We start from the raw sequence: 26,230 nt of genomic DNA, 5'->3' as shown, positions 1-26,230 counted from the left end.
GCCGACCCCGCGCAGGCGCCCGCACCGCCGCCAGCAGCTCGGCCAACGCGCCCTGCAGGTAGGTGGCGAGCGACTGCGGGTCCGGCACCGCACGCCGGCACGCCGTGATGCCGAAGCCCAGCTGCCCCGCGTAGCTTTGCACCGTGATGTTCAGCCCCACGCCGTGGCCGGGGATCGACACCGGGATGTAGGTCGCGACGCGCGCGCCCGTGAGGTACAGCGGCACGGGCGAGCCGGGCACGTTGGAGATGGCCACGTTCGCAATGGGCGGGATCACGTTGGCGAGGCGAGAGCGACCGTAGAGGGACGCCAGCCCGCTCATGAACCACGGCGCGCCGAACGACGGGAAGTCGGTGGGCACCGCCGCCTTGATCCGGCCGTTGACCTCCTTGGCCGCCAGCGCATTGGCGCGGATGGCCTGCAGCCGCTCCAGCGGGTCGCGGATGTCCGTGGCCAGGCCCACGAGCATCATCGACACCTGGTTGTTCATGTCGGTGTTGCCCGCCTCGCGCAAGCTCACGGGCACACCCGCGATGAGCGGCTTGGCCGGGTGGAAGTTCTCGTCGGCGAGGTAACGGCGCAGCGCGCTCGCGCACAGCGCCAGCACCACGTCGTTGACGGTGGTGCCGGTGGCGGCCGTGATCTCTTTCACCTCACCGAGCGGCAGGCTCGCCGAGGCGAACGAGCGCTGGTTGGTGATCGCGCCGTTGATCGGCGTGCGCGGCCCGAGCTTGAACTGCTTCGCCGCGACGAAGCGGCTCTTGCCGTCGGTGCCCGCTTCGCGCTTGAGCAGGCCCTTCGCGGCGCGGCCCATCTCGGGCAGCAGCTTCGCCAGCTTGACGTACTGGCGCGCGCTGTTCGACAGCGCCGCGCCCGCCAGTTCCGCGATGCCAAGCTGGTAGCGGTTCGTGCGCACACGGACGCGCGGCGCCTTCACCGTGCGCGGCACGGGCGTGAGGTCGAACACCGCCTGACCGAGCGCCACGCCCGCGGCGCCGTCCATCGCGGCATGGTGGATCTTGGTGTAGAAGGCCACCTGCCCGGTGTGGAAGCCCTCGATCACGTAGAACTCCCACAGCGGGCGGCTGCGGTCGAGCAGGCTGGAGTGCAGCCGCCCGATCATCTGTTCCAGCTGCAGCATCGTGCCCGGCCGCGCGAGCGAGACGCGGCGGATGTGGTAGTCCAGGTCCACGTCCTCGTCGTCCACCCACACGGGGTTGGCCAGCTCGAAGGGCATGAGCGCCAGCTTGCGCGTGAACAGCGGCGCCAGGTGCATGCGCCTGGCGATGTGCTCGCGCAGGTTGACGTGGAAGTCGCCGCGGTAGCCCTTGGGCAGGTCGAACAGGTGGCAGCTGCCCACGTGCATGGGCATCTCCGGCGTTTCGATGTACAGGAAGGTGGCGTCGAGGCCGCTGAGGTGGTGCATGGCCGCGTGCTCCTCAGTCCGCCTTGCGCAGCATCTTCGCCGGCACGGCCAGCCACACGATCGCAGCCACCGCTGCGTACAGCGCGATGACGAGGAACATGCTGTCCAGCGGGTTGCCGGTGCGCGCGCTGATCAGGCCCGTGAGAGACGGGCTCACCGCCGCGCCCAGGTTGCCCAGGCTGCTGATCACGGCGAGGCCCGCCGCGGCCGATGCGGGCGAAAGGTAGGCGGTGGGGATCGTGAAGAAGATGGGCGTGGCGGACGCGACGCCGACGACGGCAAGCGACAGGAAAGCGAGCGACAGCACGAGGTCGCCCTTCGCCATCACGGTGAGCAGCATGCCGACGGAGGCAAGCAGCACGCACGCAATGAGGTGCCAGCGGCGCTCCATCTTCGCGTCGGAATGGCGGCCGACGAACACCATGGCGACCGCGCCGATCAGGTTCGGGATGGCCGCATACAGGCCGATCTGCAGCATGTCGGTGACGCCCCAGCTGCGAATGACCGTGGGCACCCAGAAGATGATCGCGTAGGCGGCGCCCAGCAGCAGGAAGTAGATGAGCGAGAGCACGTAGACCTTGGGGTCGCGCAGCAGCTGCCAGAACGAGCCGTGCGAGGCGGTGGCCTGCTGGTCCTGCGCGAGCTGGCCGCGCACGATGGCCTTTTCCTCGGCGGTGAGCCAGCGCGCGTCTTCCGGCTTGTCCTGCAGGAAGAAGTACGCCGCCACGCCCAGCACGCTGGCCGGCAGGCCCTGCACCAGGAACAGCCACTGCCAGCCGGCCCAGCCGTTGATGCCGTCCATGTACTTCATGATGCCGCCCGACAGCGGGCCGGCGACGACACCGGCGATGGTGGTGGCCGTCATGAACAGCGCGATGATGCGGCCGCGGCGCGCGTTGGGGTACCAGTACGTGAGGTACAGCAGCACGCCGGGGAAGAAGCCCGCCTCGAACACGCCGAGCAGGAAGCGCAGCACGTAGAACATCGTGGGCGTGCTCACGAACATCATCGCGGAGGCGGCGACGCCCCAGCAGAACATGATGCGCAGCAGCGTGCGGCGCGCGCCGACCTTCGCGAGCATCAGGTTGCTGGGCACCTCGAAGAGGAAGTAGCCGAGGAAGAAGATGCCGGCGCCGAGCCCGTACACCGCGTCGCTGAACGGCAGCGTCTGCTTCATCTGCAGCTGCGCGTAGCCGATGTTGATACGGTCGAGGAAGGCGACCACGTAGCAGAGGAAGAGGAAGGGCACCAGCCGCCATGTGAGCTTGCGGTAGGTGGCGTCGATGGTGTCGGCGGCGGGGGCCGCGGCGCCGTCGAACGGCGTGGGCAGGGCGGTTGCGGTGGCGCTCATGGTCTTTGTCTCCTGGTGGAGCCGTGAATGTCGGGGCAAAAATCCCGCAGGCGCCGACTGTTTGGATGGTTGCTACCTATATGCCGCTCGGTATCAATGGGCAATACTTTTGCCCATGGCCAATTCCACTGCCCTGCTGGACGCCCTCAAGCGCGAGTTGCGCGCGCGCAAGGTCACGTATGCGCGCGTGGCCGAGCACCTGCAGCTGAGCGAGGCGAGCGTCAAGCGCCTCTTCGCGCAGAACGACCTGAGCCTGCCGCGAATCGACGCCACCTGCGCCCTGCTGGGCATCGAGTTCACCGACCTTGCAGCCGCGGCCGTGGCGCGCACCAACGTCATCTCGCAGATGACGCTGGAGCAGGAGCAGGAACTGGTGGAGGACCCCAAGCTGATGCTGGTGGCCTGCGCGGTCCTCAGCTACTGGACGATGGACCACATCCTCGCCCACTACGACCTCACGCGCGCCGAGTGCATCGAGCTGCTGGCGCGGCTGGACCGGCTCAAACTGATCGAGCTGCAGCCCAACAACCGCTATCGCCTGCGCACCAGCGCGGCGTTCCGCTGGATCCCGGACGGCCCGTTCCAGCAGCAGTTCCGCAAGTACGCCCAGATGGACTACTTCCAGTCGCACTTCAACGGCGAGAACGAGCTGATGGTGCAGGTCTTCGGCAGCCTCGCGGCGCCGTCGCGCGCGGCGCTGCTCGCGCGCCTCAAGAACGTGGCGCACGAGTTCACCGAAATGAACCAGCAGGACGGGCCGCTGCCGCTGCAGGAAAAGAGCAGCATGACGCTGGTGCTGGCGGTGCGGCCGTGGGAGCCGCGGAACCTGCGTGCGCTGCGGCGGAAGGCGAAGCGCTGAGCTCGCACTCTGGCGCGATTTGCAACCCGCTGGGCACCTGCGGGGTTTGCCATATGGCCTAACCTCGCGGTCACAGCCAAGATCGCGACCCATGGCCACCCTCCAGACCCAGCTCAACGCCCGCTCCGCCGAATTCCAGGCCAACGCCGCCGCCATGCGCGCGCTGGTCGATGACCTCCAGGCGCAAGTGGCGCAGGCGTCCGCAGGTGGCGGCGCCGCCGCGCGCGACAAGCACACCGCCCGCGGCAAGCTGCTGCCGCGCGACCGCGTGCAGATGCTGCTGGACCCCGGCACGCCCTTCCTCGAGCTGGCACCGCTGGCCGCGCATGGCATGTACAACGGCGACGCGCCCTGCGCCGGCCTGGTGGCCGGCATCGGGCGCGTGAGCGGCGTCGACTGCATGATCGTGTGCAACGACGCCACGGTGAAGGGCGGCACCTACTACCCGATGACGGTGAAGAAACACCTGCGGGCGCAGGAGGTTGCGCTGCAGAACCGGCTGCCGTGCATCTACCTCGTCGACTCGGGTGGCGCCAACCTGCCCAACCAGGACGACGTGTTCCCGGACCGCGACCACTTCGGCCGAATCTTCTACAACCAGGCGAACCTGTCCGCCCAAGGCATCGCGCAGATCGCGGTGGTGATGGGCTCCTGCACCGCGGGCGGCGCGTACATGCCGGCGATGAGCGACGAGACCATCATCGTGAAGAACCAGGGCACGATCTTCCTGGGCGGCCCGCCGCTGGTGAAGGCCGCCACCGGCGAGGTGGTGAGCGCCGAAGACCTGGGCGGCGGCGACGTGCACACGCGCCTGTCGGGCGTGGCCGACCATCTCGCGCAGAACGACATGCACGCGCTGGCGCTGGCGCGGCAGGCGGTGGCCACGCTCAACCGCCGCAAGGAGCCGCCCGTGGTACTGCGCGAGCCGGTTCCGCCGAAGTACGACGCCGCCGAGCTGTACGGAGTGGTGCCCACCGACGTGCGCAAGCCCTACGACGTGCGCGAGATCATCATGCGCATCGTCGACGGCAGCGAGTTCGACGAATTCAAGGCGCGTTTCGGCACCACGCTGGTGTGCGGCTTCGCGCACGTCGAGGGCATGCCGATCGGCATCATCGCCAACAACGGCATCCTGTTCTCGGAGAGCGCGCAGAAGGCGGCGCACTTCATCGAGCTGTGCTGCCACCGGAAGATCCCGCTGCTGTTCCTGCAGAACATCACCGGCTTCATGGTGGGCCGCAAGTACGAGAACGAGGGCATCGCGCGCCACGGCGCGAAGATGGTGACGGCGGTGGCGACGGCCAACGTGCCCAAGTTCACGATCATCATCGGCGGCAGCTACGGCGCTGGCAACTACGGCATGTGCGGTCGCGCGTACAGCCCGCGCTTCCTGTGGATGTGGCCCAACGCGCGCATCAGCGTGATGGGCGGCGAGCAGGCGGCGAGCGTGCTGGCGACCGTCAAGCGCGACGGCATCGAAGCCAGGGGCGGCAAGTGGAGCGCGCAGGAGGAGGCGGCCTTCCGGCAGCCGCTGCTCGAGCAGTTCGCCCACCAGTCGCACCCCTACTACGCCAGCGCGCGCCTGTGGGACGACGGCGTGATCGACCCGGCCGACACGCGCCGCGTGCTGGCGCTGGGGCTGTCGGCGTCGCTCAACGCGCCGATCGGCGAGCCGAAGTTCGGCGTGTTCCGGATGTGATGGCTGCCGTGGCTGCCGATTCGATCTACCTCACGCCCGAACACGAGCTGCTGCGCGAGCAGGTGGCGCGCTTCGTCGGGCGCGAGGTCGAGCCGCATGCGGACAAGTGGGAAGAGCAGGGTTTCGTGCCGCGCGACGTGCTGCGGCGCATGGGCTCGGCGGGGTTCTTCGGCCTGATGTACGAGCCGGAGTACGGCGGCGCGGGCGCGGACGCGCTGACGAACCTGGTGTTTGCGGAAGCGCTTTCGCAATCGACCTATGCGGGCTTCATCATCACCGTGCTCGTGCACACCGACATGGCGAGCCCGCACCTGCACCACGCGGGCAGCGCGGCGCAGAAGGACAAGTACCTGCGCAAGGTCATCGCAGGCGAGACGGTCACCGCGGTGGCGATCACTGAGCCCGGCGCCGGCTCCGATGTCGCGGGCATCCGCACGTCCGCACGCCGCGAAGGCAACGAGTGGGTGCTCAACGGCACCAAGATGTTCATCACGAACGGCGTGCATGCGGACCTGTACTTCGTCGCGGCGAAATCGGGCCCCGGCAAGCGCGAGGTGTCGATGTTCATCGTCGAGAAGGGCACGCCCGGCTTCACCGTCGGCCGCGCGCTGAAGAAGACGGGCTGGCTGTCGTCCGACACCGCCGAACTCGTGTTCGACAACGTGCGCATCCCCGCCGCCAACCTGCTCGGCGAGGAGGGCAAGGGCTTCTACTCGGTGATGAAGAATTTCCAGACCGAGCGCATCGCCCTGGCCGCGATGGCCGTGGGCCACTGCACCCGCGCGCTGGAACTCACGCTCGACTACGTCCGACAGCGCGAAGCGTTCGGCGCGCCGCTCTGGGACAAGCAGACCATCCGCCAGCGCATCGCGATGCTCGACGCGAAGACCCGCGCGGCGCGGCAGTTCATGTACCACTGCGCCTGGCGCGTCACGCAGGGGCACGACATCGTGCAGGACGTGTCGCTGCTCAAGGCGCTGACCGGCGAACTCGTGAACGAAGTCGTGCAGGCCTGCCAGCAGTTCCACGGCGGCATGGGCTACATCCGCGAGACGGCCATCGAACGGCTGTGGCGCGACGCCCGCGTGCTGGCCATTGGCGGTGGCGCCACCGAAGTGATGCTGGAAGAAGCCGCAAAGCGTTACTGACCCCTAGAATGCAGAACCTAATTCTTACTGGAGGGGTCATGGGGCTTTGGATCAGGGTTCTGGTGCTGGCAGGCGCCGCGGCGTTGACCGGTTGCGCGTCGGTCAGCGGCGGCAACGTGCAAAAGATGTACGTGCAGGCGCAGGAGCGGGACGGCACGGCCGTCGCCGGCGCCGATTGCACGCTCACGAACGACAAGGGCACGTGGCGCTTCAAGTCGCCGGGCGACAGCTCGGTGGTGCGCTCCAACAAGCCGATGGAAGTGAAGTGCGAGAAGGCGCCGCTGCCCAACGGCGTGGTGTCGGTGGAGTCGGGTACGCGCGCGGCGATGTTCGGCAACATCATCATCGGCGGCGTCGTCGGTGCGGTCATCGACCACAGCTCGGGCGCGGCGTACGAATACCCGGAGCAGGTGCGCGTGGTGATGGGGCAGATGACCAGCCTGAAATGGGTGAACGACCCGAAGGGCGCGACGCCGGCGCAGGTGGCGGAAAAGGAAAAGCAGGCGCGCGTCAAGGCGGAGCAGCAGCAGTTGCAGCCGCAGGCGGTCCAGCAAGCGCAGGCGCCCGTGCAGGCGCAAGCGCAAGCGCAAGCGCAAGCGCAACCCAGGCCGGCCGCGCTGCCCGCGGCGGAACCGGCGCGCGTGCTGCAACCGGGCTCGTTCGCCAGCGGCTACGCGCTGCTCGAAGACGTGGACGCCGTCCCCTACATCAGCGACCGCGGCCGCCAAGGCTACCGCGAGTACATGACCAAGCCCACGCCGAAGGCCTTCGCGATCTCGCCCACCGGCCACTGGTATTCCGCGTGGACGCTCAAGTCGTCCGACCCCACCTTGCCCAGCGACCCGAGCGAGCGCGCCGTCGAAGGCTGCTCGCGCGCGGCCAAGGCGCCTTGCCGGCTCTATGCCGTGAACGGCGCCGTGGTGTGGCGCAAGGAAACACCCACAGCCTCCTCCTCACCATGACCGACCTGTTGCGAACCTCGAAGAGCGGCGCCGCCGCCACCGTCACCCTGGACCGCCCCGAGGTCCGCAACGCCTTCAACGACGACCTGATCGCGCAGCTCACGGCCGCCTTCCGCGAGCTGGGCGACGACCCCGCGGTGCGCTGCATCGTGCTCGCGGCCAGTGGCACCGCGTTCTGCGCGGGCGCCGACCTGAACTGGATGAAGCGCATGGCCGACTACACGCGCGAGGAGAACCTCGCCGACGCGGGCCGGCTTGCCGAGATGCTGCGCACCATCTACGAATGCCCCAAGCCGACGATCGCGCGCGTGCAGGGCGATGCGTATGCGGGCGGCATGGGGCTGGTTGCCGCGTGCGACATCGCGGTTGCCGTGGACACCGCGAATTTCTGCCTCAGCGAAGTGAAGCTGGGGCTGATCCCCGCCACGATCAGCCCGTACGTGATTCGCGCGATGGGCGCGCGGGCGGCGCACCGCTACTTCCTCACCGCCGAACGCTTCGACGCGGCCGAGGCGCTGCGCATCGGCTATGTGCACGAGGTCGCCGCCGCCGAGGCGCTCGATGCCAAGGTGGCTGAGCTGACGGCCGCCTTGTGTTCGGCCGGGCCCGAGGCGATGAAGGCGTGCAAACGCCTCGTGCAGGATGTTGCCGAGCAGGCCATCACGGACGAGCTGGTTTCGCGTACCGTGGAGGGCATCGCCGACATCCGCGCGAGCGCCGAGGGCCGGGAGGGCGTGCAGGCCTTCCTCGGCAAGCGCAAGCCGGGGTGGCTCGCCTGAAACCCTTCCCGCCGCAGTACCCATGGATTCGTTCGCCCACCTGCTCGACGCACCGCAACTCCTCGCGCTCGCGGCAGCGCTCGGTTGGGCGAGCGGCATCCGCTTGTACGCAGCCGTGTTCCTGGTCGGTGCGACAGGCTACCTCGGCCTCATCGACCTGCCGCAAGGCCTGAAGATCCTGCAGCACCCGGGCGTGCTGGCGTCCAGCGGCTTCATGTTCGCGGTGGAGTTCTTCGCGGACAAGGTGCCGTGGATCGACTCGATCTGGGACGCGGTGCATACGGTCATCCGCATCCCGGCCGGCGCCGCACTAGCGGCCGGCGTGTTCGGCGCGAGCGGCGACAGCCATGCGATGGCGTGGATCGCCGCGCTGCTGGGCGGCTCGCTCGCGGCCACGAGCCATGCCGCGAAGATGACCACGCGCGCGGCCGTCAACACTTCGCCCGAGCCGTTCTCGAACCTCATCGTGTCGCTCTTCGAGGACGGGTTCGTGGTGTTCATGTTGTGGCTGGCGGCCACGCACCCGGTGATCTTCGCGATCGTGCTGGTGGTGACCATCGTCCTGTCGATCGTTCTGATGGTGGTGCTCGTGAAATTCCTGCGCATGGTCATCGACCAGCTGCGCAAGTTCTTTGGAGGCGGCCACGCGCCGCAGGGGATCCGATGATGTTCTCGAAGATATTGATCGCCAACCGCGGCGAGATCGCCTGCCGCGTGGCCGCGACGGCGCGGCGCATGGCCATCCGCACGGTGGCGGTGTATTCCGACGCGGATGCGAAGGCCAAGCACGTTGCCGCCTGCGACGAGGCCGTGCACATCGGCCGCAGCGCGCCGAAGGAAAGCTACTTGCGCTGGGAGCGGATCATCGAAGCGGCCAAGGCGACCGGCGCACAGGCCATCCACCCGGGCTATGGTTTTCTCTCCGAGAACGAGCAGTTCGCGCAGGCCTGCACCGAGGCGGGGCTCGTCTTCATCGGGCCACCCGCATCCGCGATCCAGGCGATGGGCCTGAAGGCGGAGTCCAAGCAGTTGATGGAGAAGGCGGGCGTGCCGCTCGTGCCGGGCTACCACGGCACGGACCAGGACCCCGCCCTGCTCAAGCGCGAGGCGGACCGCATCGGCTACCCGGTTCTGATCAAGGCGAGCGCGGGCGGCGGCGGCAAGGGCATGCGGGCGGTGGAGAAGGCGGAGGACTTCGCGGCTGCGCTCGCGTCGTGCAAGCGCGAGGCGACCAACAGCTTCGGCGACGACGCGGTGCTGGTCGAGAAGTACGTGCAAAGGCCGCGCCACATCGAGATCCAGGTGTTCGGCGACACGCAGGGCAACTACGTCTACCTGTTCGAGCGCGACTGCTCGGTGCAGCGGCGCCACCAGAAAGTGCTGGAGGAAGCGCCCGCGCCCGGCATGACGGAGACGATGCGTCGCCAGATGGGCGAAGCGGCGGTTGCGGCGGCGCGCGCCGTGAACTACGTCGGTGCCGGCACGGTGGAGTTCATCGTGGAACAGCGCGGCAACGGCGAGATGAACTTCTTCTTCATGGAGATGAACACGCGGCTGCAGGTGGAGCACCCGGTGACCGAGGCCATCACCGGTCTCGACCTCGTGGAATGGCAACTGCGCGTGGCCGCCGGCGAGCCGCTGCCGCTGAAGCAGGGCGAGCTGAGGATCATGGGCCACGCGATCGAGGCGCGCATCTGCGCCGAGAACCCTGACAACAACTTCCTGCCCGCCACCGGCAGGCTCAAGGTGTACCGCAAGCCGCCGTGCGCGGCGTTCCAGCGCGCGGGCGTGCGCGTGGACGACGGTGTGCGCGAAGGCGACGAGATCTCGCCTTTCTACGACTCGATGATCGCGAAGCTGATCGTGCACGGCGCCACGCGCGAGGAGGCGCTGGCCCGGCTGGACGAGGCGCTGGCGCAGACGCACATCGTGGGGCTGGCGACCAACGTGCAGTTCCTGCGGCACGTGGTGAAGAGCCGCTCGTTCTCGCAGGCCGACCTGGACACCGCTTTGATCCAGCGCGAGAAGGAAGTGCTGTTCAACCAGCACCCGGTGAACCTGCCGCTGGCCGCTGCTGCTGCGGTTGCGAAGACGCTGCTGGACGAGCGCAGTCTCGAAGGGAACGACCCGTTCTCGCGCCGCGACGGCTGGCGCTCGCATGGCGTGGGCACGCGGCCGTTCGAGTTCGATTTCGGCGGCGAGCATGCGAAGGCGCAGCTCGCGTACCAGCGCGACGGGTCGTTGCAGCTCACGGTGGGCAACGTCGGGGCGGCGCTGGGTTTCGAGGCCGAGGGCGATGCGATCGAGCTGCAGTACGAGGGCGTGCGCGAGCGCGTTCACGTCTACACCGAAGGCGAAACGGACCACGTGTTCACGGCGCGCGGTGCGGCGCAGGTCGTGTCCGTGGACCTGCTGATGCATGCCGGCGATTCGCAAGCCGAGGGCGGGCGGCTTACCGCGCCGATGCCGGGCAAGGTGATCTCGTTCTCGGTGAAAGCCGGTGACAAGGTCAGCAAGGGGCAGGCGCTGGCGGTGATGGAAGCGATGAAGATGGAGCACACGATCGCGGCGCCGGCGGACGGTACCGTGGCGGAGCTTTTGTATGCGCCCGGCGACCAGGTTGCAGAAGGTGCGGAGCTGCTCAAGTTGTCGTGACAAACTTGGGCCATGCGAATCGTTTTTTCCGCATCTCACACGAAGGCCGAGCCTTGGCTCGAAGCCGTGCGGCAGCAACTCCCGGGCGCTGAAGTCGTCGAGTGGAGCCCGGGCGGCCCACCAGCCGACTACGCCATCGTCTGGTCCCCACCCCAGGCCTTCTTCGACGACCAGCCCGGCCTCAAGGGCATCTTCAACATGGGCGCCGGCGTCGATGCCCTGCTCAAGCTGAAGCTCCCGCCCAAAGCCATGCTCGTGCGCCTGAACGACGCGGGCATGTCGGTGCAGATGTCGGAGTTCGTCTGCCAGGCCGCCATCCGCCACTTCCGCGAGTTCGACGTCAACGAGCGCGAGATGCGCGAAGGCAAGTGGTCGTTCCGCAAGCCGCGCGTGCGTTCGGAGTACCCGGTGGGCGTGATGGGGCTGGGCGTGCTCGGCGAGCGCGTGGCGAAGTCGCTCACGACGTTCGAATTCGATGTGCTGGGCTGGAGCCGCAGCCAGAAGCATGTCGAAGGTGTGCGCTGCTTCCACGGCGAGCAAGGGTTCGAGCAGTTCCTGGCGCAGACGCGCATCCTGGTGTGCCTGCTGCCCCTCACACCCGAAACGACGGGGATCCTCAACCGCGACACCTTCGCGAAGATGATCCCCGGCGGCTACCTCATCAACGTCGCGCGCGGCGCGCACCTCGTCGAAGAGGACCTGCTGCCCGCGCTCGAATCCGGCCAGCTGGCGGGCGCGACGCTGGACGTGTTCCGCACCGAGCCGCTGCCCGCCGGTCACCCTTTCTGGAACCACCCGAACATCACGCTGACGCCGCACACCTCCGCCCGCACCCTGCGCGAAGAGACCGTGGCGCAGATCGCGGACAAGATCCGCGCCTTCGAGCGCGGAGAACCCATTGCCGGCGTGGTTGACCGGCAAAGAGGATACTGAAGCCTGCCGCGCCGGGTCTTACGCTCGACCTTAATTGCGGACACGATGAACGACAATTGAGATTCACATGACTCTGGATCCGCCATGTCTCACCCGATGTTCCTGAAGCGAGTCGTACTGCGTAACTACCGTAGCATCGGCATTTGCGACGTTCGACTCGGCGCTTTGACATACCTTGTCGGAGCTAATGGGTCGGGTAAGAGCAATTTTCTGGATGCATTGCACCTGGTCCGCGATGCGCTTTCGTCCTCGCTGGACAACGCTCTGAATGAGCGAGGTGGTCTGAATCAAGTTCGCCGTCGCTCGTACGGTCATCCGACGCACTTTGCTGTTCGTCTCGAATTCGTACTGCCCGACGGCAGGGAAGGTTTCTATGCCTTCGAAGTCGGTGCGCTTCAAGATCGAGGTTACCAGGTCGGAACTGAAAAGTGCTTCATCGAAGGAAAGGGGCGGGGCCCTTTCTTCCATGTCGAAAGAGGCGAACTCAAAGCGACGAGCGAGCAGTCCTTTCCGGCGGTCACCGCTGACCGGTTGGCGCTGGTGAGCGTTTCCGGCATGGCGGTCTTCAGGCCCGTTTTCGACGCATTCATGGCAATGGGCTTCTACAACCTCAACCCGAAACTGATGCGCGAACCGCAGAAGCCTCAAGACGGCAGGCTACTGAAGACGGTTGGCGAGAACGTGGTGAGCGTTATCGGCCACCTCGAGAGAGTCGCCCCCGAAAGTTTGTCCCTCATCGAACAGTACCTGCAGACTGTTGTCCCAGGCTTGGAATCAGTGCGAAGACAACCGATCGGCCCTCTTGAAACTTTGGAGTTCCGTCAACGTGTCGCGGGCGCGAAAGATCCTTGGCGCTTCCCTGCGCAGAACATGTCTGATGGCACGCTTCGCGCCCTAGGCATCCTGACGGCGCTCTTTCAGGGAAATCGTGACTTTTCGCCGCTGTTGATCGGTATCGAGGAGCCGGAAACGGCATTACATCCGTCAGCGAGCGCAGCCCTTCGGGAAGCGCTGACGCGGGCTTCCGAGCGCACACAAGTTGTGGTTACGAGCCACAGCCCTGACTTGCTCGATGACCGGCGAATCGGCCCAGACCAGTTCCTTGCGGTCGTGGCGGACGGTGGCGACACAAAGATCGGGCGGCTAGACAACTCGTCACGCGAGATGATGCGTGAGCACCTCTTCTCCGCAGGCGAACTCCTGCGGCTGAATCAATTGACGCCCGACGAAGCGGACATTCAAGCGCAATCATTGCGGCAGCTCGGGCTCTTCGAAGAGGCGCCAAATTGATGCGCGTTGCCTGCATAGTGGAGGGAGACGGCGAGGTCCCGGCCGTCCCGGTTCTGTTACGGAGACTCGCAAGCTGGATTTCACCGGAAATCCAAGTCGCGATTCAACCGCCTATTCGCGTGTACAAAGACAGGTTTCTAAATCGGGACGAAGAGTTTCGAAGGCATCTATTGCTTGCAGCTTCAAAAGCGGGCGATGGTGGATTTGTCCTCGTGTTGCTTGACGCAGATGACGACTGTCCTGCTGAACAAGGAGAACTCATTCGTGAGCGAGTGCAACAAGTGATCCCGCACCGGAGATACTCAGTCGTCTTGGCAAACCGCGAGTTTGAAGCGTGGTTCATCGCTGGAGCTGAATCATTGAAGGGAAGTCGCGGCTTCAACTGTTCCGATGCTGATTTGCTTATCGACCCAGAAGGGCCGCGAAACGCGAAGAAGTGGGTGGGTGAGAGGCTGGCCGCTCGGGCGTATCACGAGACCACAGATCAACCCGCGCTCGCGGCCATGGTGGACCTGGAAACTGTACATCGACGAAGCAGATCATTTCGGAAACTATGTTCTGACTGGCGCGGTGCCGTTCCAGATCTGGCTCAAGGAGAATCGCAATGAAGCTCCCGACCAAAGTCAAGCTCGTCGACGTGGGCCCCCGCGACGGCCTGCAGAACGAAAAAGAGCCCGTGCCCGCCGAGGTGAAGATACGCCTCGTGCACATGCTGCAGGACGCGGGCCTGAAGGAGATCGAGGTCACCAGCTTCGTCTCGCCCAAGTGGGTGCCGCAGATGGGTGACAACGCCGAGGTCATGGCGGGCATCCACCGCAAGCCGGGCGTGCGCTACTCCGTGCTGGTGCCCAACATGAAGGGCCTCGAAGCCGCGCTGGCGAGCAAGCCGGACGAGATCGTGGTGTTCGGCGCCGCGAGCGAGGCCTTCAGCCAGAAGAACATCAACTGCTCCATCGCCGAGAGCATCGAGCGCTTCGCGCCGGTCGTGGAAGGCGCACGCGCGAAAGGCATCTACGTGCGCGGCGCGATCTCCACGACCGTGGGCTGCCCGTACGAAGGCGACATCGCTCCGTCGCGCGTGGAGCTGGTCGCGAAGCTGATGAAGGAGATCGGCGTGCAGCACATCGGCGTGGCGGACACCATCGGCGTCGGCACGCCGAAGAAGGTGCAGGCCGCGATGGAAGCCGCCCTGAAGCACTACGCCATCGACGACGTGTCCGGCCATTTCCACGACACCTACGGCCAGGCGCTGGTGAACACCATGGCCTGCCTCGAGATGGGCATCTGGCAATTCGACTCCTCCGTGGCCGGCCTCGGCGGGTGCCCTTATGCCAAGGGCGCAACCGGTAACGTGGCGACGGAAGACGTCGTCTACATGCTCCAAGGCCTGGGCGTCGACACCGGCATCGACCTCGACAAGCTGATCGACGCCGGCAAGTACATCAGCGACTTCCTGCAGCGCAAGCCGAACTCGCGCGCGGCCACTGCGCTGCTGAACAAGAGGGCCGGGTGATGTGCGGAGCCGAGCTGAGTGCACTACCGGAAGGCGTGCAGCGCGTCGCGAAGGCGCTGCAGGACAAAGGCCATCCCCACTCGCCCTTGATGCTGGACGACGCCGCGCGTACCGCGCAGCAGGCGGCCGACGCGCTGGGCATCCACGTCGGCCAGATCGCCAAGAGCATCATCTTCCGGCGCAAGGCCGATGACGCGGCGGTGCTGGTCATCACCTCGGGCGACCGCCGCGTCGACGAGAAGAAGGTCGACGCCATCGTCGGCAAGACCGGCCGCGCGGACGCGGAGTTCGTGAAGAGCAAGACGGGTTTCTCCATCGGCGGCGTGTCGCCCATCGCGCATGCGCAGGCGCCGGTCACGCTGATCGACCGCGAGCTGTTCCGGTTCGAGGAGATCTGGGCCGCGGCGGGGCACCCGCACGGCGTGTTCAAGCTCAAACCGCAGGACCTGGAGCGCCTCACCGGCGCGCCGGTGGCGGACGTGGTGCAGGCTTCGTGAATTCCGCCGCCAAGCTCGTGCTCGCGCGCAGCCGCACCGTGCGCGAAGGCGAGCCGGTGCCGTCGCCCTGCATGTCGGTGTGCCGCATGGACGCGGTCAGCGGTTTCTGCGAAGGTTGCTTTCGGACATTGGACGAGATCGCCGCGTGGAGCCGGCTGGACGATGCGGACAAGCGCGCGACCTGGCAGTTGATCGCGCAGCGCATCGCAGGAGCGAGAGCATGAAGCAACTCACGTTCTACCTGGACTTCATTTCGCCTTACGCGTACCTCGCTTTCGAGAAGCTGCCCGCGGCGCTGCAGGGCCTGAGCTACGCGGTCGACTACAAGCCGGTGCTCTTCGCCGGTTTCCTCAAGCACCACGGCCAGCTCGGCCCGGCCGAGATCGCGCCGAAGCGCGACTGGACCTACCGCCAGGTGCTGTGGACGGCACACGCGGCCAAGATCCCGATGCAGATGCCGGCGGTGCATCCTTTCAATCCGCTCGCCTTGCTGCGCCTCGCCGTGGCCTGCGGTGCCAACCGCTACGTCTGCGAAACGATCTTCCGCCACGTGTGGCAGGGCGGCGAAGACGCGGCGGACGCGGCGCGCCTGGCGAAACTCAAGGAGCAGTTGCAACCGCGACGTGACCCCGCCGACGAAGCCGTCAAGGCGGAAGTCAAGGCCAACACGGATGAAGCCATCGCCCGGGGCCTGTTCGGCGTGCCCACCATCGCGGTCGACGACAAGTTGTTCTGGGGTGCCGACGCGTTGCCGATGCTGCGTGCCTACCTCGACGGCGATCCGTGGTTCACGTCTGGCGCGTGGGAAGCCGCGGCCGACCGCCCCGGCCAGCAACGCAACGCCGAGAAGAAATGAACCCTGCCGCCGTGCTGCTGCTCGCGGCACTGGCGGTGCCGGCCCTCGCGCAGGAGCCGCAGCCCGTTTGGCGCACGCCGCCCGCCATCGAGGCGCAGGGCGACACGCTCGCCTACACCGGCTACCTCAACCCCGAAGGCGCGGACCGCGCGGTCGACTACATCGCCACCGGCCACTTCAAGGTGCTGCGCATCGACAGCAGCGGCGGCGAGATCATGTCGTCCATGCGCATCGGCCGCGCGCTGCACGACCGGCGCATGGATGTGGTGGTGCGCAACCTGTGCCTTTCCGCGTGCGCCAACTACGTCTTCGCGGCGGCGGCCCGCAAGACGATCGAGCCGAACAGCGTCGTTGCATGGCACGGCGACGCGCGCCAGCCGACCACGCTGTTGCGCATCGAGCTGCTCAAGGAGTGGGAGCAGTCGCTCGGCCGCAACGCCGTCTCCCCGCACGACCGCCAGTGGATGGCCGACATGCGCGAGCGCATCGCGGCGCAGGACGCTTTCTATGCGCACATCGGCGTGCGCGACGGCATCGCGCGCATGGGCCACGAGATGTCGCCGGTGGTGCTGGGCTTCTGGGCGCTGCCCGTCAAGGACATGGCCGCGTTCAACCTCACGCGCGTCGAAGCGCCGGCCGACTATGGCACGCAGGCCTTTTGCGAGCACGTCAAGGCCGCGCAGAAGCTCCCGTCGCTGACGTGCCTGAACCTCAACGACCCGCCGGCCCAGCGCTGGCTTCACATGCTGAAAACGCGCCCGAGGGTTTCACCCTAATCGGTAAGAGCAGCGAAAGTTTGACGCAAGACAACGTTGGTTTCGCGTCAGAGCAGGGTCAGAGCCATCTCCAAGAATCCGCTCCACGTTCCCCAGCCCGGGGCACACCAACCTGGAGACAAGACCATGGCATCCGCAACGGCCGCAGTGGCCAACCGCCCGATGACGGCAGAGGAGAAGAAGGTCATCTTCGCCTCGTCGCTGGGCACCGTGTTCGAGTGGTACGACTTCTACCTGTACGGCTCGCTCGCCGCGATCATCGCCAAGCAGTTCTTCAGCGGGCTGGACGCGGGCTCCGCGTTCATCTTCGCGCTGCTGGCCTTTGCCGCCGGCTTCATCGTGCGCCCGTTCGGCGCCATCGTGTTCGGCCGCCTGGGCGACATGATCGGCCGCAAGTACACCTTCCTGGTCACCATCCTCATCATGGGCCTGTCGACGTTCATCGTCGGTGTGTTGCCCACGTACGCCAGCATCGGCGTCGCGGCCCCGATCATCCTGATCGGCCTGCGCCTGCTGCAGGGCCTGGCCCTCGGCGGCGAGTACGGCGGCGCGGCGACCTATGTTGCCGAGCATGCCCCGCACGGCAAGCGCGGCGCGTACACGGCGTGGATCCAGACCACCGCGACGCTGGGCCTGTTCCTCTCGCTCATGGTCATCCTGGGCACGCGGACCGCGATCGGTGAAGCCGCCTTCGCCGACTGGGGCTGGCGCATCCCGTTCATCGTCTCCATCGCGCTGCTCGCCATCTCGGTGTGGATCCGCCTGTCGATGAACGAATCGCCCGCCTTCCAGAAGATGAAGGCCGAGGGCAAGACGTCCAAGGCGCCGCTGACCGAGTCCTTCGGCCAGTGGAAGAACCTGAAGATCGTGATCCTGGCGCTCGTCGGCCTGACCGCCGGCCAGGCCGTGGTCTGGTACTCGGGCCAGTTCTACGCGCTGTTCTTCCTGACGCAAGCGCTCAAGGTCGACGGAGCCACCGCCAACATCCTGGTCGCGCTGTCGCTCGTGATCGGCACGCCGTTCTTCATCGTGTTCGGTTCGCTGTCGGACAAGATCGGCCGCAAGCCCATCATCATGGCCGGCTGCCTGCTCGCCGCCATCACCTACTTCCCCGTGTTCGGCGCGCTGACCAAGGCCGCCAACCCCGACCTCGCCGCCGCGCAGGCCAAGAACAAGGTGGTCGTGACGGCCGACCCGGGCGAGTGCTCGTTCCAGTTCAACCCCACGGGCACGGTGAAGTTCACGTCCTCGTGCGACATCGCCAAGCAGGTGCTGGCCGGCGCCTCCGTGAGCTACGAGAACGCCGAAGCCGCGGCCGGCACGCCCGCCACGATCAAGATCGGCGAGACGGTCATCACCGGCTACAGCTCCAAGGGCCTGTCGGGCGACGAAGCCAAGAAGAAGGACGGCGAGTTCAAGAAGTCCGTCGCCGACGCGCTCAAGGCCGCCGGCTACCCGACCAAGGCCGACCCGAAGAAGGTCGACACCTTCATGGTCACGCTGATCCTCACCTACCTCGTGATCCTGGTCACGATGGTGTACGGCCCGATCGCCGCCATGCTGGTCGAGCTGTTCCCCACCCGCATCCGCTACACGTCCATGAGCCTGCCCTACCACATCGGCAACGGCTGGTTCGGCGGCCTGCTGCCCACCACGGCCTTCGCGATCGTGGCGCAGACCGGTAACATGTACAACGGCCTCTGGTACCCGATCATCATCGCCGCGGCGACGTTCGTGATCGGCACGCTCTTCGTCAAGGAGACGAAGGACGTGGACATCTACGCCCGTGACTGAAAACCAAGGAGACAAGCGCCATGTGGAAAATCGCAGTCGGATTCGTCGCCTTCGCCGCGCTCGCCCTCTTCGTCATCATGAAGGGCGGTGACAGCGTGGACATGGGTGGCGAGAAGCACGGCACGGAAACGACGCACACCGAGCCGGCGAAGAAGTAAACCGCTTCTTTTCGTGGAAAGGGCCCGCATCGCGGGCCCTTTCTTTTCTTCACACCACCGCGAGCAGCCGCTCGGGCAGCCACCCGGAGAACGCGGGCAGCAGCGAGTTGATGCGCGTGGCGGCCTGCGACTGGCAGTGCTGGCTGGCGACCAGCTGGAACATGTCGCAGCGGGCCATCCAGATCTCCTGCGGGGTGCTTGCGCATTGCAGGCGCCGCCGCAGCTGTTCGGTGGCCGGGCCGCTGCAGTCGTGCAGCACGCCCAGGCATAACTGGCGCAGCTCGATGATGTCCATGGCGGGCCTCACCGCACGAAGCGTCCTTCGAGGTCCACGATGGACAGGTCCGCGAAGTCCAGGCCCGTGTGGTCCGCCGGGCCGTACGTCACTTCGAGGCCGCCCAGGTCGAACCGCTTCATGCCTTCCAGCGCCGCCTGCAGCTTCTCGCGCGTGGGGTTCTTGCCGGCGCGCTTGAGGCCTTCCACGAGCACCTTGGCGGCTGCGTAGCCTTCCAGCATCGCGGGCGAGAGTTCCACGCCCTTGGCCTTCGCGAGCTCCATCGCCTCCTTGACCATCGGGTAGGCGATCGAGCGCTCGTTGGGGAACACCTGCGTCACGATCACGCCGCGCGAGTGCTCGCCCAGCTCCTTGATGAAGCCGGAGGAGGCGTTGTTCGACAGCGTGACCACGTGCGCCGCCGACTTCGCGCCGCGCAGCGCCTTCACGCCTTGCGCGACCACTTTCGCCGAGCCGATCCACAACACCGCTTGCGCCTGCGCCGCGGTGAGCACCGGGACGATCTTCGCGTAGTCGGGCTTCTCGCGGTCCGCCTTCACCACCGCGGCGGCGCCCATGCGTGTCTTGGCAAAGCCCTTGTTCGCCCCGGCGAGCGCGTCGGCACCGAACGAATCGTCCGCGTGCACGACGGCGATGCGCCGCATGCCCAGCGTGTGCAGGTGCTCCACGGCCTTCTCGGCTTCGCGCTGGTAGGTGGCGCGCACGTTGAACACGTACTTCGGCACGGGTTCGTGCAGCACCATCGCGCCGGTGGACGGCGCCACCAGCGGCACCTTGTGCGCTTCGAGCAGCGGAAGCACGGCCTGCGTGTGCGGCGTGCCTCGGGTGAGGAACAGCGCGACCACGTTGCGCTGCTCCACCAGCTGCTTCGCGTTCTCGGCCGCGAGCTTCGGGTCGAATTTGTCGTCGAGCGAGACCAGCTCGACGGGCTGCCCCGCGATGCCGCCCTTCGCGTTGACGGCGTCGAACCACAGCCGCGCCCCCTCCGTCGTCTCCTTGACGCCGGCCGCGACGGGGCCGGTGAACCCCGCCGTCTGGCCGACCATGACCTGGGCCTGCGCGCCCGCGCATACCAGCGCGAAAGCCAGTGCCGTTTTCTTCCAGCTGCCTCTTTCCCAACGCGTCTTCATCCTTGTCTCCTTCAGCAAACTGTCAGCCAGCTAACTCTAGGAGCGAAAAATTCCGCGTCCATGTGGCTTCTACGTTGTGGAAACCCACATGACAGAAGCTGGCACTGCGCGGTCCCTAGAATGTTTGGCCTTGTTCGGGAAGGACCCACTGCATGACCCAGGGACTGATCCGCATCCGCGGCGCCCGCCAGCACAACCTCAAGAACCTCGACCTCGACCTGCGCACCGGTGAACTCACCGTGGTGACGGGTCCCAGCGGTTCGGGCAAGTCGAGCCTGGTCTTCGACACGCTGTTCGCCGAAGGGCAGCGGCGCTATGTGGAGACGTTCTCCGCGTACGCGCGCCAGTTCCTCGACCGCATGGACAAGCCCGCGGTCGACCACGTCGAGGGCGTACCGCCCGCCATCGCCATCGACCAGACGAACCCCGTGCGCTCGTCGCGTTCGACGGTGGGCACGATGACGGAACTCAACGACCACCTGAAGCTGCTGTTCGCGCGCGCGGCGCAGCTGTTCGACCGCGAGACGGCGCTGCAGGTGCGGCACGACACGCCGGAGACGATCTACGCGGAGCTGATGGCGCGCACGCAGGCGGGCGACCCGCGCCTTGTCGTGACCTTCCCGGTGGAACTGCCCGGGGGCACGAGCGCTGAAGAGGTGGAGCAGTGGCTCGCTGCGAGCGGCTTCACGCGCGTGCAGGCGGAGCGCGAAGTGGCCACGCCCACCGGCCCGCGCAAGGTGCTGGATGTCGTGGCCGACCGCTTCCGTTTGCACAACACCGAGAAGGCGCGCGCGATCGAAGCGATCGAGGTGGCGCTCAAGCGCGGCAGCGGGCGCATGTCCGTGTACGCGGGCGACGACGAGCAGAAGGACGTGTGGAAATTCTCCACCGGCCTGCACTGCCCCGAGAGCGACATCCGCTACGGCGACCCGGTGCCGTCGATGTTCTCGTTCAACTCGCCCGTGGGTGCGTGCGAAGCGTGCCGCGGCTTCGGCCGCGTGATCGGCGTCGACTACAACCTCGTCATCCCCAACGACAAGCTCACGCTGCGCGCGGGGGCTGTGAAGGTGTTCCAGACACCCGCGTGGGCCGAGCAGCAGGACGACCTGATGAAGCGCGCGGAGCAGGCCGGCATCCCGCGCGACACGCCCTGGTACAAGCTCACGGCCGAACAGAAGCAGTGGGTGATCCACGGCACGCCCGACTACAAGGAGGGCAACTGGAACCGCCAGTGGTACGGCATCAAGCGCTTCTTCGGCTACCTCGAGACCAAGGCGTACAAGATGCACATCCGCGTGCTGCTGTCCAAGTACCGCAGCTACACGCCGTGCGAAACCTGCGGCGGCGCGCGCCTGAAGACCGAGAGCCTGCTGTGGCGGCTCGGGAGCAAGGAAGACGCGGACGCGGTGCTGGAGCCTTCGCAGCGCTTCATGCCGGTGGGCGTGAAGTGGTCGCGCGAGCAGCTCGAGGCGTTGCCCGGGCTGTCGCTGCACGACCTGATGCTCATGCCCATCGACCGGCTGCGGCGCTTCTTCGACCGCGTGGAGCCGGAGACGGAGTCGCATGCGGGCGAGGGTGAGCTGCAGGCGCTGAAGCTGCTGTTCGAGGAAATCAACACGCGCCTGAAGTACCTGGTGGACGTGGGCATCGGCTACCTCACGCTGGACCGGCAGAGCCGCACGCTCTCCGGCGGCGAAGTGCAGCGCATCAACCTCACCACCGCGCTGGGCACATCGCTCGTCAACACGCTGTTCGTCCTCGACGAGCCGAGCATCGGCCTGCACCCGCGCGACATGAACCGCATCACGCAGGCCATGCAGCGCCTGCGCGATGCGGGCAACACGCTGGTGGTGGTGGAGCACGACCCCGCCGTGATGATGGCCGCCGATCGCATCCTCGACATGGGCCCGGGCCCGGGCGAGAAGGGCGGCGAGATCGTGTTCGACGGCACGATCGACCAGCTGCGCCATGCGGACACGCTGACCGGCGCTTACCTCGGCGCGCGCAAGCACGTGGGCATGGGCTTCAAGCGCGCGGTGACGGAGGCCACGCCGCGCCTCGTGCTGGAAGGCGCGCGCGAGCACAACCTGCGCGGGCTCAGTATCGAGTTCCCGCTGCAGCGCATGGTGTGCGTGACGGGGGTGTCGGGTTCGGGCAAGTCGTCGCTGGTGCAGGACGTGCTGGCGCCCGCGCTGTTTCGCCACTTCGGCCGCGCGACCGAATCCCCGGGTGCGCACGACCGTCTGCTCGGCGCGGACCATCTCTCCGACGTGGTGTTCGTCGACCAGTCGCCCATCGGCAAGACGGCGCGGTCCAATCCCGTGAGCTACGTGGGCGCGTGGGACTCGATCCGCGAGATCTTCGCGACCACACCGCTGGCGAAGCAGCGCGGCTACACGGCCGCGAAGTTTTCCTTCAACTCCGGCGACGGCCGCTGCCCCACCTGCGGTGGCTCCGGCTTCGAACACGTCGAGATGCAGTTCCTCTCCGACGTGTACCTGCGCTGCCCGGACTGCGACGGCAAGCGCTATCGCCCCGAGATCCTCGAAGTCGTCATCGAACGCGGCTCGCACGAGCACCAGCGCGTGCTGAACGTGGCCGACGTGCTGGACCTCACCGTCAGCGAAGCCGCGGCGCTGTTCGCCAACGACCGCGACGTGATCCGCGCGCTGCAACCCATCGTGGACGTCGGCCTCGAATACGTGAAGCTCGGCCAGCCCGTGCCTACGCTCTCCGGCGGCGAGTCGCAGCGCCTGAAGCTCGCGGGCTTCCTCGCGGAAGCGGCGCGCTCGGCGAGCAGCTTGCGCCAGGCCACGGCCACCAAGGGCACGCTGTTCCTCTTCGACGAACCGACCACCGGCCTGCACTTCGACGACATCGCCAAGCTGATGCGCGCCCTGCGCAAGCTGCTCGAAAACGGCAACTCGCTCGTCATCATCGAGCACAACCTCGACGTGATCCGCGCTTCCGACTGGCTGATCGACCTCGGCCCCGAAGGCGGCGACGGCGGCGGCCTGCTCGTCGCCGAGGGCCCGCCGGAAGAAGTGAAGCTGCATCCCACCTCGCACACCGCCAAGGCCCTGCGCGAATACGACCTCGCCCTCGGCACGCACGTCGCCGAGGAACACAGGAATTGGGGTCAGATTCCAATTTCCCGGCCGCAAGCGATCGAGATCGTCAACGCGCGCGAGCACAACCTGAAGTCGATGTCGGTCGACATCCCGCACAACAAGTTCAGCGTGATCACGGGCGTGTCGGGTTCGGGCAAGTCGACACTAGCATTCGACATCCTCTTCAACGAAGGCCAGCGCCGCTATCTCGAATCGCTGAACGCGTATGCGCGCAGCATCGTGCAGCCTGCCGGCCGGCCCGAGGTGGACGCGGTGTACGGCATCCCGCCCACCGTCGCCATCGAGCAGCGATTGTCGCGCGGCGGCCGCAAGTCCACCGTGGGCACGACCACCGAGGTGTGGCACTTCCTGCGCCTGCTGTACGTGAAGCTGGGCGTGCAGCACTGCGTGAACGACGGCGCCGAGGTGCGCCCGCAGACGCCCGACAGCATCGTCGCGCAGCTGATGAAGCGCTACCGCGGCCAGCACATCGGCCTGCTCGCGCCGCTCGTGGTCAACCGCAAGGGCGTCTACACCGAGCTCGCGGACTGGGCGCGCCCGCGCGGCTACACGCACCTGCGCGTGGACGGCAACTTCCTGCCCACCACCGGCTTCCCGCGCATCGACCGCTTCAAGGAGCACACGATCGAGCTGCCGGTGTGCGACCTCGACATCACGCCCGCCAACGAGGGGCTGCTGCGCGAGAAGCTCGCTGTCGCACTCGAACACGGCAAGGGCGTGCTGCACGTGCTCGCGCCGCTCACCGGCCTGCGCGAGGTGTTCCACACCGGCAAGCACGACGGCGTCGGCAAGATCGAGGTTTTCTCCACGCTGCGCGCGTGCCCCGTGTGCGCGACGAGCTACCCCGAGCTCGACCCGCGCCTGTTCTCGTACAACAGCAAGCACGGCTGGTGCCCCGACTGCGTCGGCACCGGCGTCAAGCTCACGCGCGACCAGCGCAAGGCGTTCGACGACACGCTCGTCGCCGCCGACGGCGAGAAGGGGCGCGAGCAGACCTTCGCCGAGCCCGAGGTGGAAGACCTCACCGACGAGGTGTGCCCCACCTGCAATGGCACTCGTTTGAACCTTCAGGCGCGCGCCGTGAAGTTCGACAAGACCGGCATCAGCGACATCGCTTCGCTCTCCGTGCGCGACGTGCGCAAGTGGGTCGAGTCGCTGCAGCTCGAAGGCGTGCTGAGCACGCGCGAGCAGGAGATCGCGCGCGACCTCATCCCCGAAATCCGCTCGCGGCTCGAATTCCTCGAGGAAGTGGGCCTGAACTACCTCACGCTCGACCGCGGCGCGCCCACGCTCTCCGGCGGCGAGGCCCAGCGCATCCGCCTGGCGGCGCAGCTCGGCTCCAACCTGCAGGGCGTTTGCTACGTGCTGGACGAGCCCACCATCGGCCTGCACGCGCGCGACAACCAGATCCTGCTGGACGCGCTGCACAAGCTGGGCGGCAAGGGCAACACGCTGGTGGTGGTGGAGCACGACGAGGACACGATCCGCCGCGCCGACCACATCATCGACATCGGCCCGAGTGCGGGCAAGCGCGGTGGCACGGTCGTCGCGCAAGGCACGGTGGCCGAGGTCACGCACAACGCAGACTCGCTCACCGGCCGCTACCTGCTGCACGCGATGCGGCACCCGGTTCAGCCGCGGCGGCCGGTCGACCCGGCGCAGGCGCTGGGCATCCCGGTGGTCGAAACCCCGGTGCCGGCCGCGAAGGGCAAGAAGCCGCGCTCGCTGCTCGCGCAGATCGCGAGCGGCCTCGAGCAGCAGGCCGAGGCGCTGCCGTCGGCGACGCACTTCCTGGAGCTGCGCGGCGCGCACCTGCACAACCTGCGCGATGTGGATGTGGACATTCCCCTGCGCCGGCTCGTCGTCGTCACGGGCGTGTCCGGGTCCGGCAAGTCCACGCTCGCGCGCGACGTGCTGCTGCACAACGTGCAGGCCGCGGTGCAGCAGCGCAGCACCAAGGCCGGCCGCGACGCCGACGACAAGGGCAAGCGCCCGAAGTGGTCCGGCTGCAAGTCGGTGGACGGCTACCAGACGGTGGACCGCGTGCTCGAGGTCGACCAGACGCCCATCGGCAAGACGCCGCGCTCCTGCCCCGCCACCTACATCGGTTTCTGGGACACGATCCGCAAGCTGTTCGCCGACACGCTCGAAGCGCGGGCGCGCGGCTACGGCCCCAGCCGGTTCTCGTTCAACACCGGCGAAGGCCGCTGCCCGCAGTGCGAAGGCCAGGGCGTGCGCACCATCGGCATGAGCTTCCTGCCCGACGTGAAGGTGCCGTGCGAGGCGTGCCGCGGCGCGCGCTTCAACCCCGAGACGCTGGCCGTCACGTGGCGCGGCAAGAACATCGGCGACGTGCTGCGCATGGAAGTGGACGAGGCGGTGGAGTTCTTCGCCGCGATGCCGAACATCAGCCACCCGCTGCAGTTGCTGCGCGACGTGGGGCTCGGCTACCTCACGCTGGGGCAGCCGTCACCGACGCTCTCGGGCGGCGAAGCGCAGCGCATCAAGCTCGTCACCGAGCTGTCCAAGGTGCGCGACGACATCACGCGCCGCGGCCAGAAGGCGCCGCACACGCTGTACGTGCTCGACGAGCCGACCGTGGGCCTGCACATGGCCGACGTCGAGAAGCTCGTGCGCGTGCTGCATCGGCTGGTGGATGGCGGCCACAGCGTGGTGGTGATCGAGCACGACCTCGACGTGATCGCCGAGGCGGACTGGATCGTGGACCTCGGTCCCGAGGGCGGCGCCGAAGGCGGCAAGGTTGTCGCGGCGGCGACGCCGGAGGACGTGATGGCGAAAGGCACGCACACGGGCCTCGCGCTCGCACCGGTGCTGGCGCGATAGCGGACGCGGCGGGGTTGCCGCGCTTTCGTCGCGCTTTCCCACAGGTTTACCGGCAGCTTCGTCCCGGTTTCGGGACTTCGTGGCGGGCGGCGCCTAGCTTCAAGGCGCTGCTTCCTTCGCAGCGAAAGGAAACC

General features: G+C 67.2%; 21 protein-coding genes and 1 pseudogene. 18 read left to right on the top strand and 4 right to left on the bottom strand.

Annotation, left to right across the window (positions count from 1 at the left end; genetic code table 11):
• Window positions 1-85: 85 nt before the first annotated feature.
• Window positions 86-1,366, bottom strand: a pseudogene (locus tag H8R02_RS30055) (WS/DGAT/MGAT family O-acyltransferase); the annotation flags it as partial.
• 73 nt (window positions 1,367-1,439) lie between these two features.
• Window positions 1,440-2,777, bottom strand: coding sequence for an MFS transporter (locus H8R02_RS10875; protein ID WP_187081415.1), 1,338 nt, complete (start codon window positions 2,775-2,777; stop codon window positions 1,440-1,442).
• Between the two features lie 115 nt (window positions 2,778-2,892).
• Between H8R02_RS10875 and H8R02_RS10870 the strand changes: the two genes are divergently transcribed.
• The 17 genes from H8R02_RS10870 (at window position 2,893) to H8R02_RS10790 (ending at window position 18,696) form a co-directional block, all read left to right on the top strand.
• Window positions 2,893-3,636 (top strand): helix-turn-helix domain-containing protein, encoded by a 744-nt coding sequence (locus tag H8R02_RS10870; RefSeq protein WP_187081414.1) that lies wholly within the window; start codon window positions 2,893-2,895, stop codon window positions 3,634-3,636.
• Between the two features lie 91 nt (window positions 3,637-3,727).
• A complete protein-coding gene (locus H8R02_RS10865) occupies window positions 3,728-5,335 on the top strand; it encodes a carboxyl transferase domain-containing protein (RefSeq protein ID WP_187081413.1) in 1,608 nt (535 codons plus the stop codon).
• Entirely contained in the window at window positions 5,335-6,483 is a 1,149-nt protein-coding gene (locus H8R02_RS10860; RefSeq protein ID WP_187081412.1) for an acyl-CoA dehydrogenase family protein, read from the top strand. The genes H8R02_RS10865 and H8R02_RS10860 overlap by 1 nt, the downstream gene beginning before the upstream one ends.
• Window positions 6,484-6,521: 38 nt before the next feature.
• Complete coding sequence (locus H8R02_RS10855; protein WP_187081411.1) at window positions 6,522-7,445, top strand: hypothetical protein; 924 nt, start codon at window positions 6,522-6,524, stop codon at window positions 7,443-7,445.
• Entirely contained in the window at window positions 7,442-8,224 is a 783-nt protein-coding gene (locus H8R02_RS10850) for an enoyl-CoA hydratase/isomerase family protein (RefSeq protein WP_187081410.1), read from the top strand. The genes H8R02_RS10855 and H8R02_RS10850 overlap by 4 nt, the downstream gene beginning before the upstream one ends.
• Before the next feature lie 22 nt (window positions 8,225-8,246).
• Entirely contained in the window at window positions 8,247-8,891 is a 645-nt protein-coding gene (locus H8R02_RS10845; protein WP_187081409.1) for a DUF4126 domain-containing protein, read from the top strand.
• A complete protein-coding gene (locus H8R02_RS10840; RefSeq protein WP_187081603.1) occupies window positions 8,891-10,879 on the top strand; it encodes an acetyl/propionyl/methylcrotonyl-CoA carboxylase subunit alpha in 1,989 nt (662 codons plus the stop codon). The genes H8R02_RS10845 and H8R02_RS10840 overlap by 1 nt, the downstream gene beginning before the upstream one ends.
• Before the next feature lie 12 nt (window positions 10,880-10,891).
• Window positions 10,892-11,812: a 2-hydroxyacid dehydrogenase gene (locus H8R02_RS10835; protein WP_187081408.1), complete on the top strand. Its 921-nt coding sequence runs from the start codon at window positions 10,892-10,894 to the stop codon at window positions 11,810-11,812.
• Window positions 11,813-11,896: 84 nt separating this feature from the next.
• Entirely contained in the window at window positions 11,897-13,102 is a 1,206-nt protein-coding gene (locus H8R02_RS10830) for an AAA family ATPase (protein ID WP_187081407.1), read from the top strand.
• A complete protein-coding gene (locus H8R02_RS10825) occupies window positions 13,102-13,710 on the top strand; it encodes a DUF4276 family protein (RefSeq protein WP_187081406.1) in 609 nt (202 codons plus the stop codon). The genes H8R02_RS10830 and H8R02_RS10825 overlap by 1 nt, the downstream gene beginning before the upstream one ends.
• The gene (locus H8R02_RS10820) at window positions 13,707-14,615 is read left to right on the top strand and encodes a hydroxymethylglutaryl-CoA lyase (protein ID WP_187081405.1); all 909 of its coding nucleotides are present in this window, start codon (window positions 13,707-13,709) and stop codon (window positions 14,613-14,615) included. The genes H8R02_RS10825 and H8R02_RS10820 overlap by 4 nt, the downstream gene beginning before the upstream one ends.
• Window positions 14,615-15,112: a YbaK/EbsC family protein gene (locus tag H8R02_RS10815; RefSeq protein ID WP_187081404.1), complete on the top strand. Its 498-nt coding sequence runs from the start codon at window positions 14,615-14,617 to the stop codon at window positions 15,110-15,112. Before H8R02_RS10820 ends, H8R02_RS10815 begins: the two co-directional genes overlap by 1 nt.
• Window positions 15,109-15,336 (top strand): DUF1289 domain-containing protein, encoded by a 228-nt coding sequence (locus H8R02_RS10810; RefSeq protein WP_354004901.1) that lies wholly within the window; start codon window positions 15,109-15,111, stop codon window positions 15,334-15,336. Before H8R02_RS10815 ends, H8R02_RS10810 begins: the two co-directional genes overlap by 4 nt.
• Entirely contained in the window at window positions 15,333-15,968 is a 636-nt protein-coding gene (locus tag H8R02_RS10805; protein ID WP_187081403.1) for a 2-hydroxychromene-2-carboxylate isomerase, read from the top strand. The genes H8R02_RS10810 and H8R02_RS10805 overlap by 4 nt, the downstream gene beginning before the upstream one ends.
• A complete protein-coding gene (locus H8R02_RS10800; RefSeq protein WP_187081402.1) occupies window positions 15,965-16,744 on the top strand; it encodes a hypothetical protein in 780 nt (259 codons plus the stop codon). The genes H8R02_RS10805 and H8R02_RS10800 overlap by 4 nt, the downstream gene beginning before the upstream one ends.
• 126 nt (window positions 16,745-16,870) lie before the next feature.
• Complete coding sequence (locus H8R02_RS10795; RefSeq protein WP_255429278.1) at window positions 16,871-18,538, top strand: MFS transporter; 1,668 nt, start codon at window positions 16,871-16,873, stop codon at window positions 18,536-18,538.
• A 20-nt stretch (window positions 18,539-18,558) separates the two neighbouring features.
• A complete protein-coding gene (locus H8R02_RS10790; protein ID WP_187081401.1) occupies window positions 18,559-18,696 on the top strand; it encodes a hypothetical protein in 138 nt (45 codons plus the stop codon).
• 49 nt (window positions 18,697-18,745) lie between these two features.
• Here H8R02_RS10790 and H8R02_RS10785 read toward each other — a convergent pair whose 3' ends face one another.
• Both H8R02_RS10785 and H8R02_RS10780 read right to left on the bottom strand, forming a co-directional pair.
• Entirely contained in the window at window positions 18,746-18,991 is a 246-nt protein-coding gene (locus H8R02_RS10785) for a hypothetical protein (protein WP_187081400.1), read from the bottom strand.
• An 8-nt stretch (window positions 18,992-18,999) separates the two neighbouring features.
• A complete protein-coding gene (locus H8R02_RS10780; protein ID WP_187081399.1) occupies window positions 19,000-20,121 on the bottom strand; it encodes an ABC transporter substrate-binding protein in 1,122 nt (373 codons plus the stop codon).
• Window positions 20,122-20,273: 152 nt separating this feature from the next.
• On the opposite strand from H8R02_RS10780, the gene uvrA reads away from it, so the two are divergent.
• Window positions 20,274-26,096 (top strand): excinuclease ABC subunit UvrA, encoded by a 5,823-nt coding sequence (gene uvrA, locus H8R02_RS10775; RefSeq protein WP_187081398.1) that lies wholly within the window; start codon window positions 20,274-20,276, stop codon window positions 26,094-26,096.
• Window positions 26,097-26,230 lie beyond the last annotated feature (134 nt).

This window comes from Ramlibacter albus (assembly GCF_014297445.1).
GTDB classification, from domain to species: domain Bacteria; phylum Pseudomonadota; class Gammaproteobacteria; order Burkholderiales; family Burkholderiaceae_C; genus Ramlibacter; species Ramlibacter albus.
The sequence above is the reverse complement of the archived record's forward strand: the minus strand, read 5'-3'. Positions and strand labels throughout refer to the sequence as shown.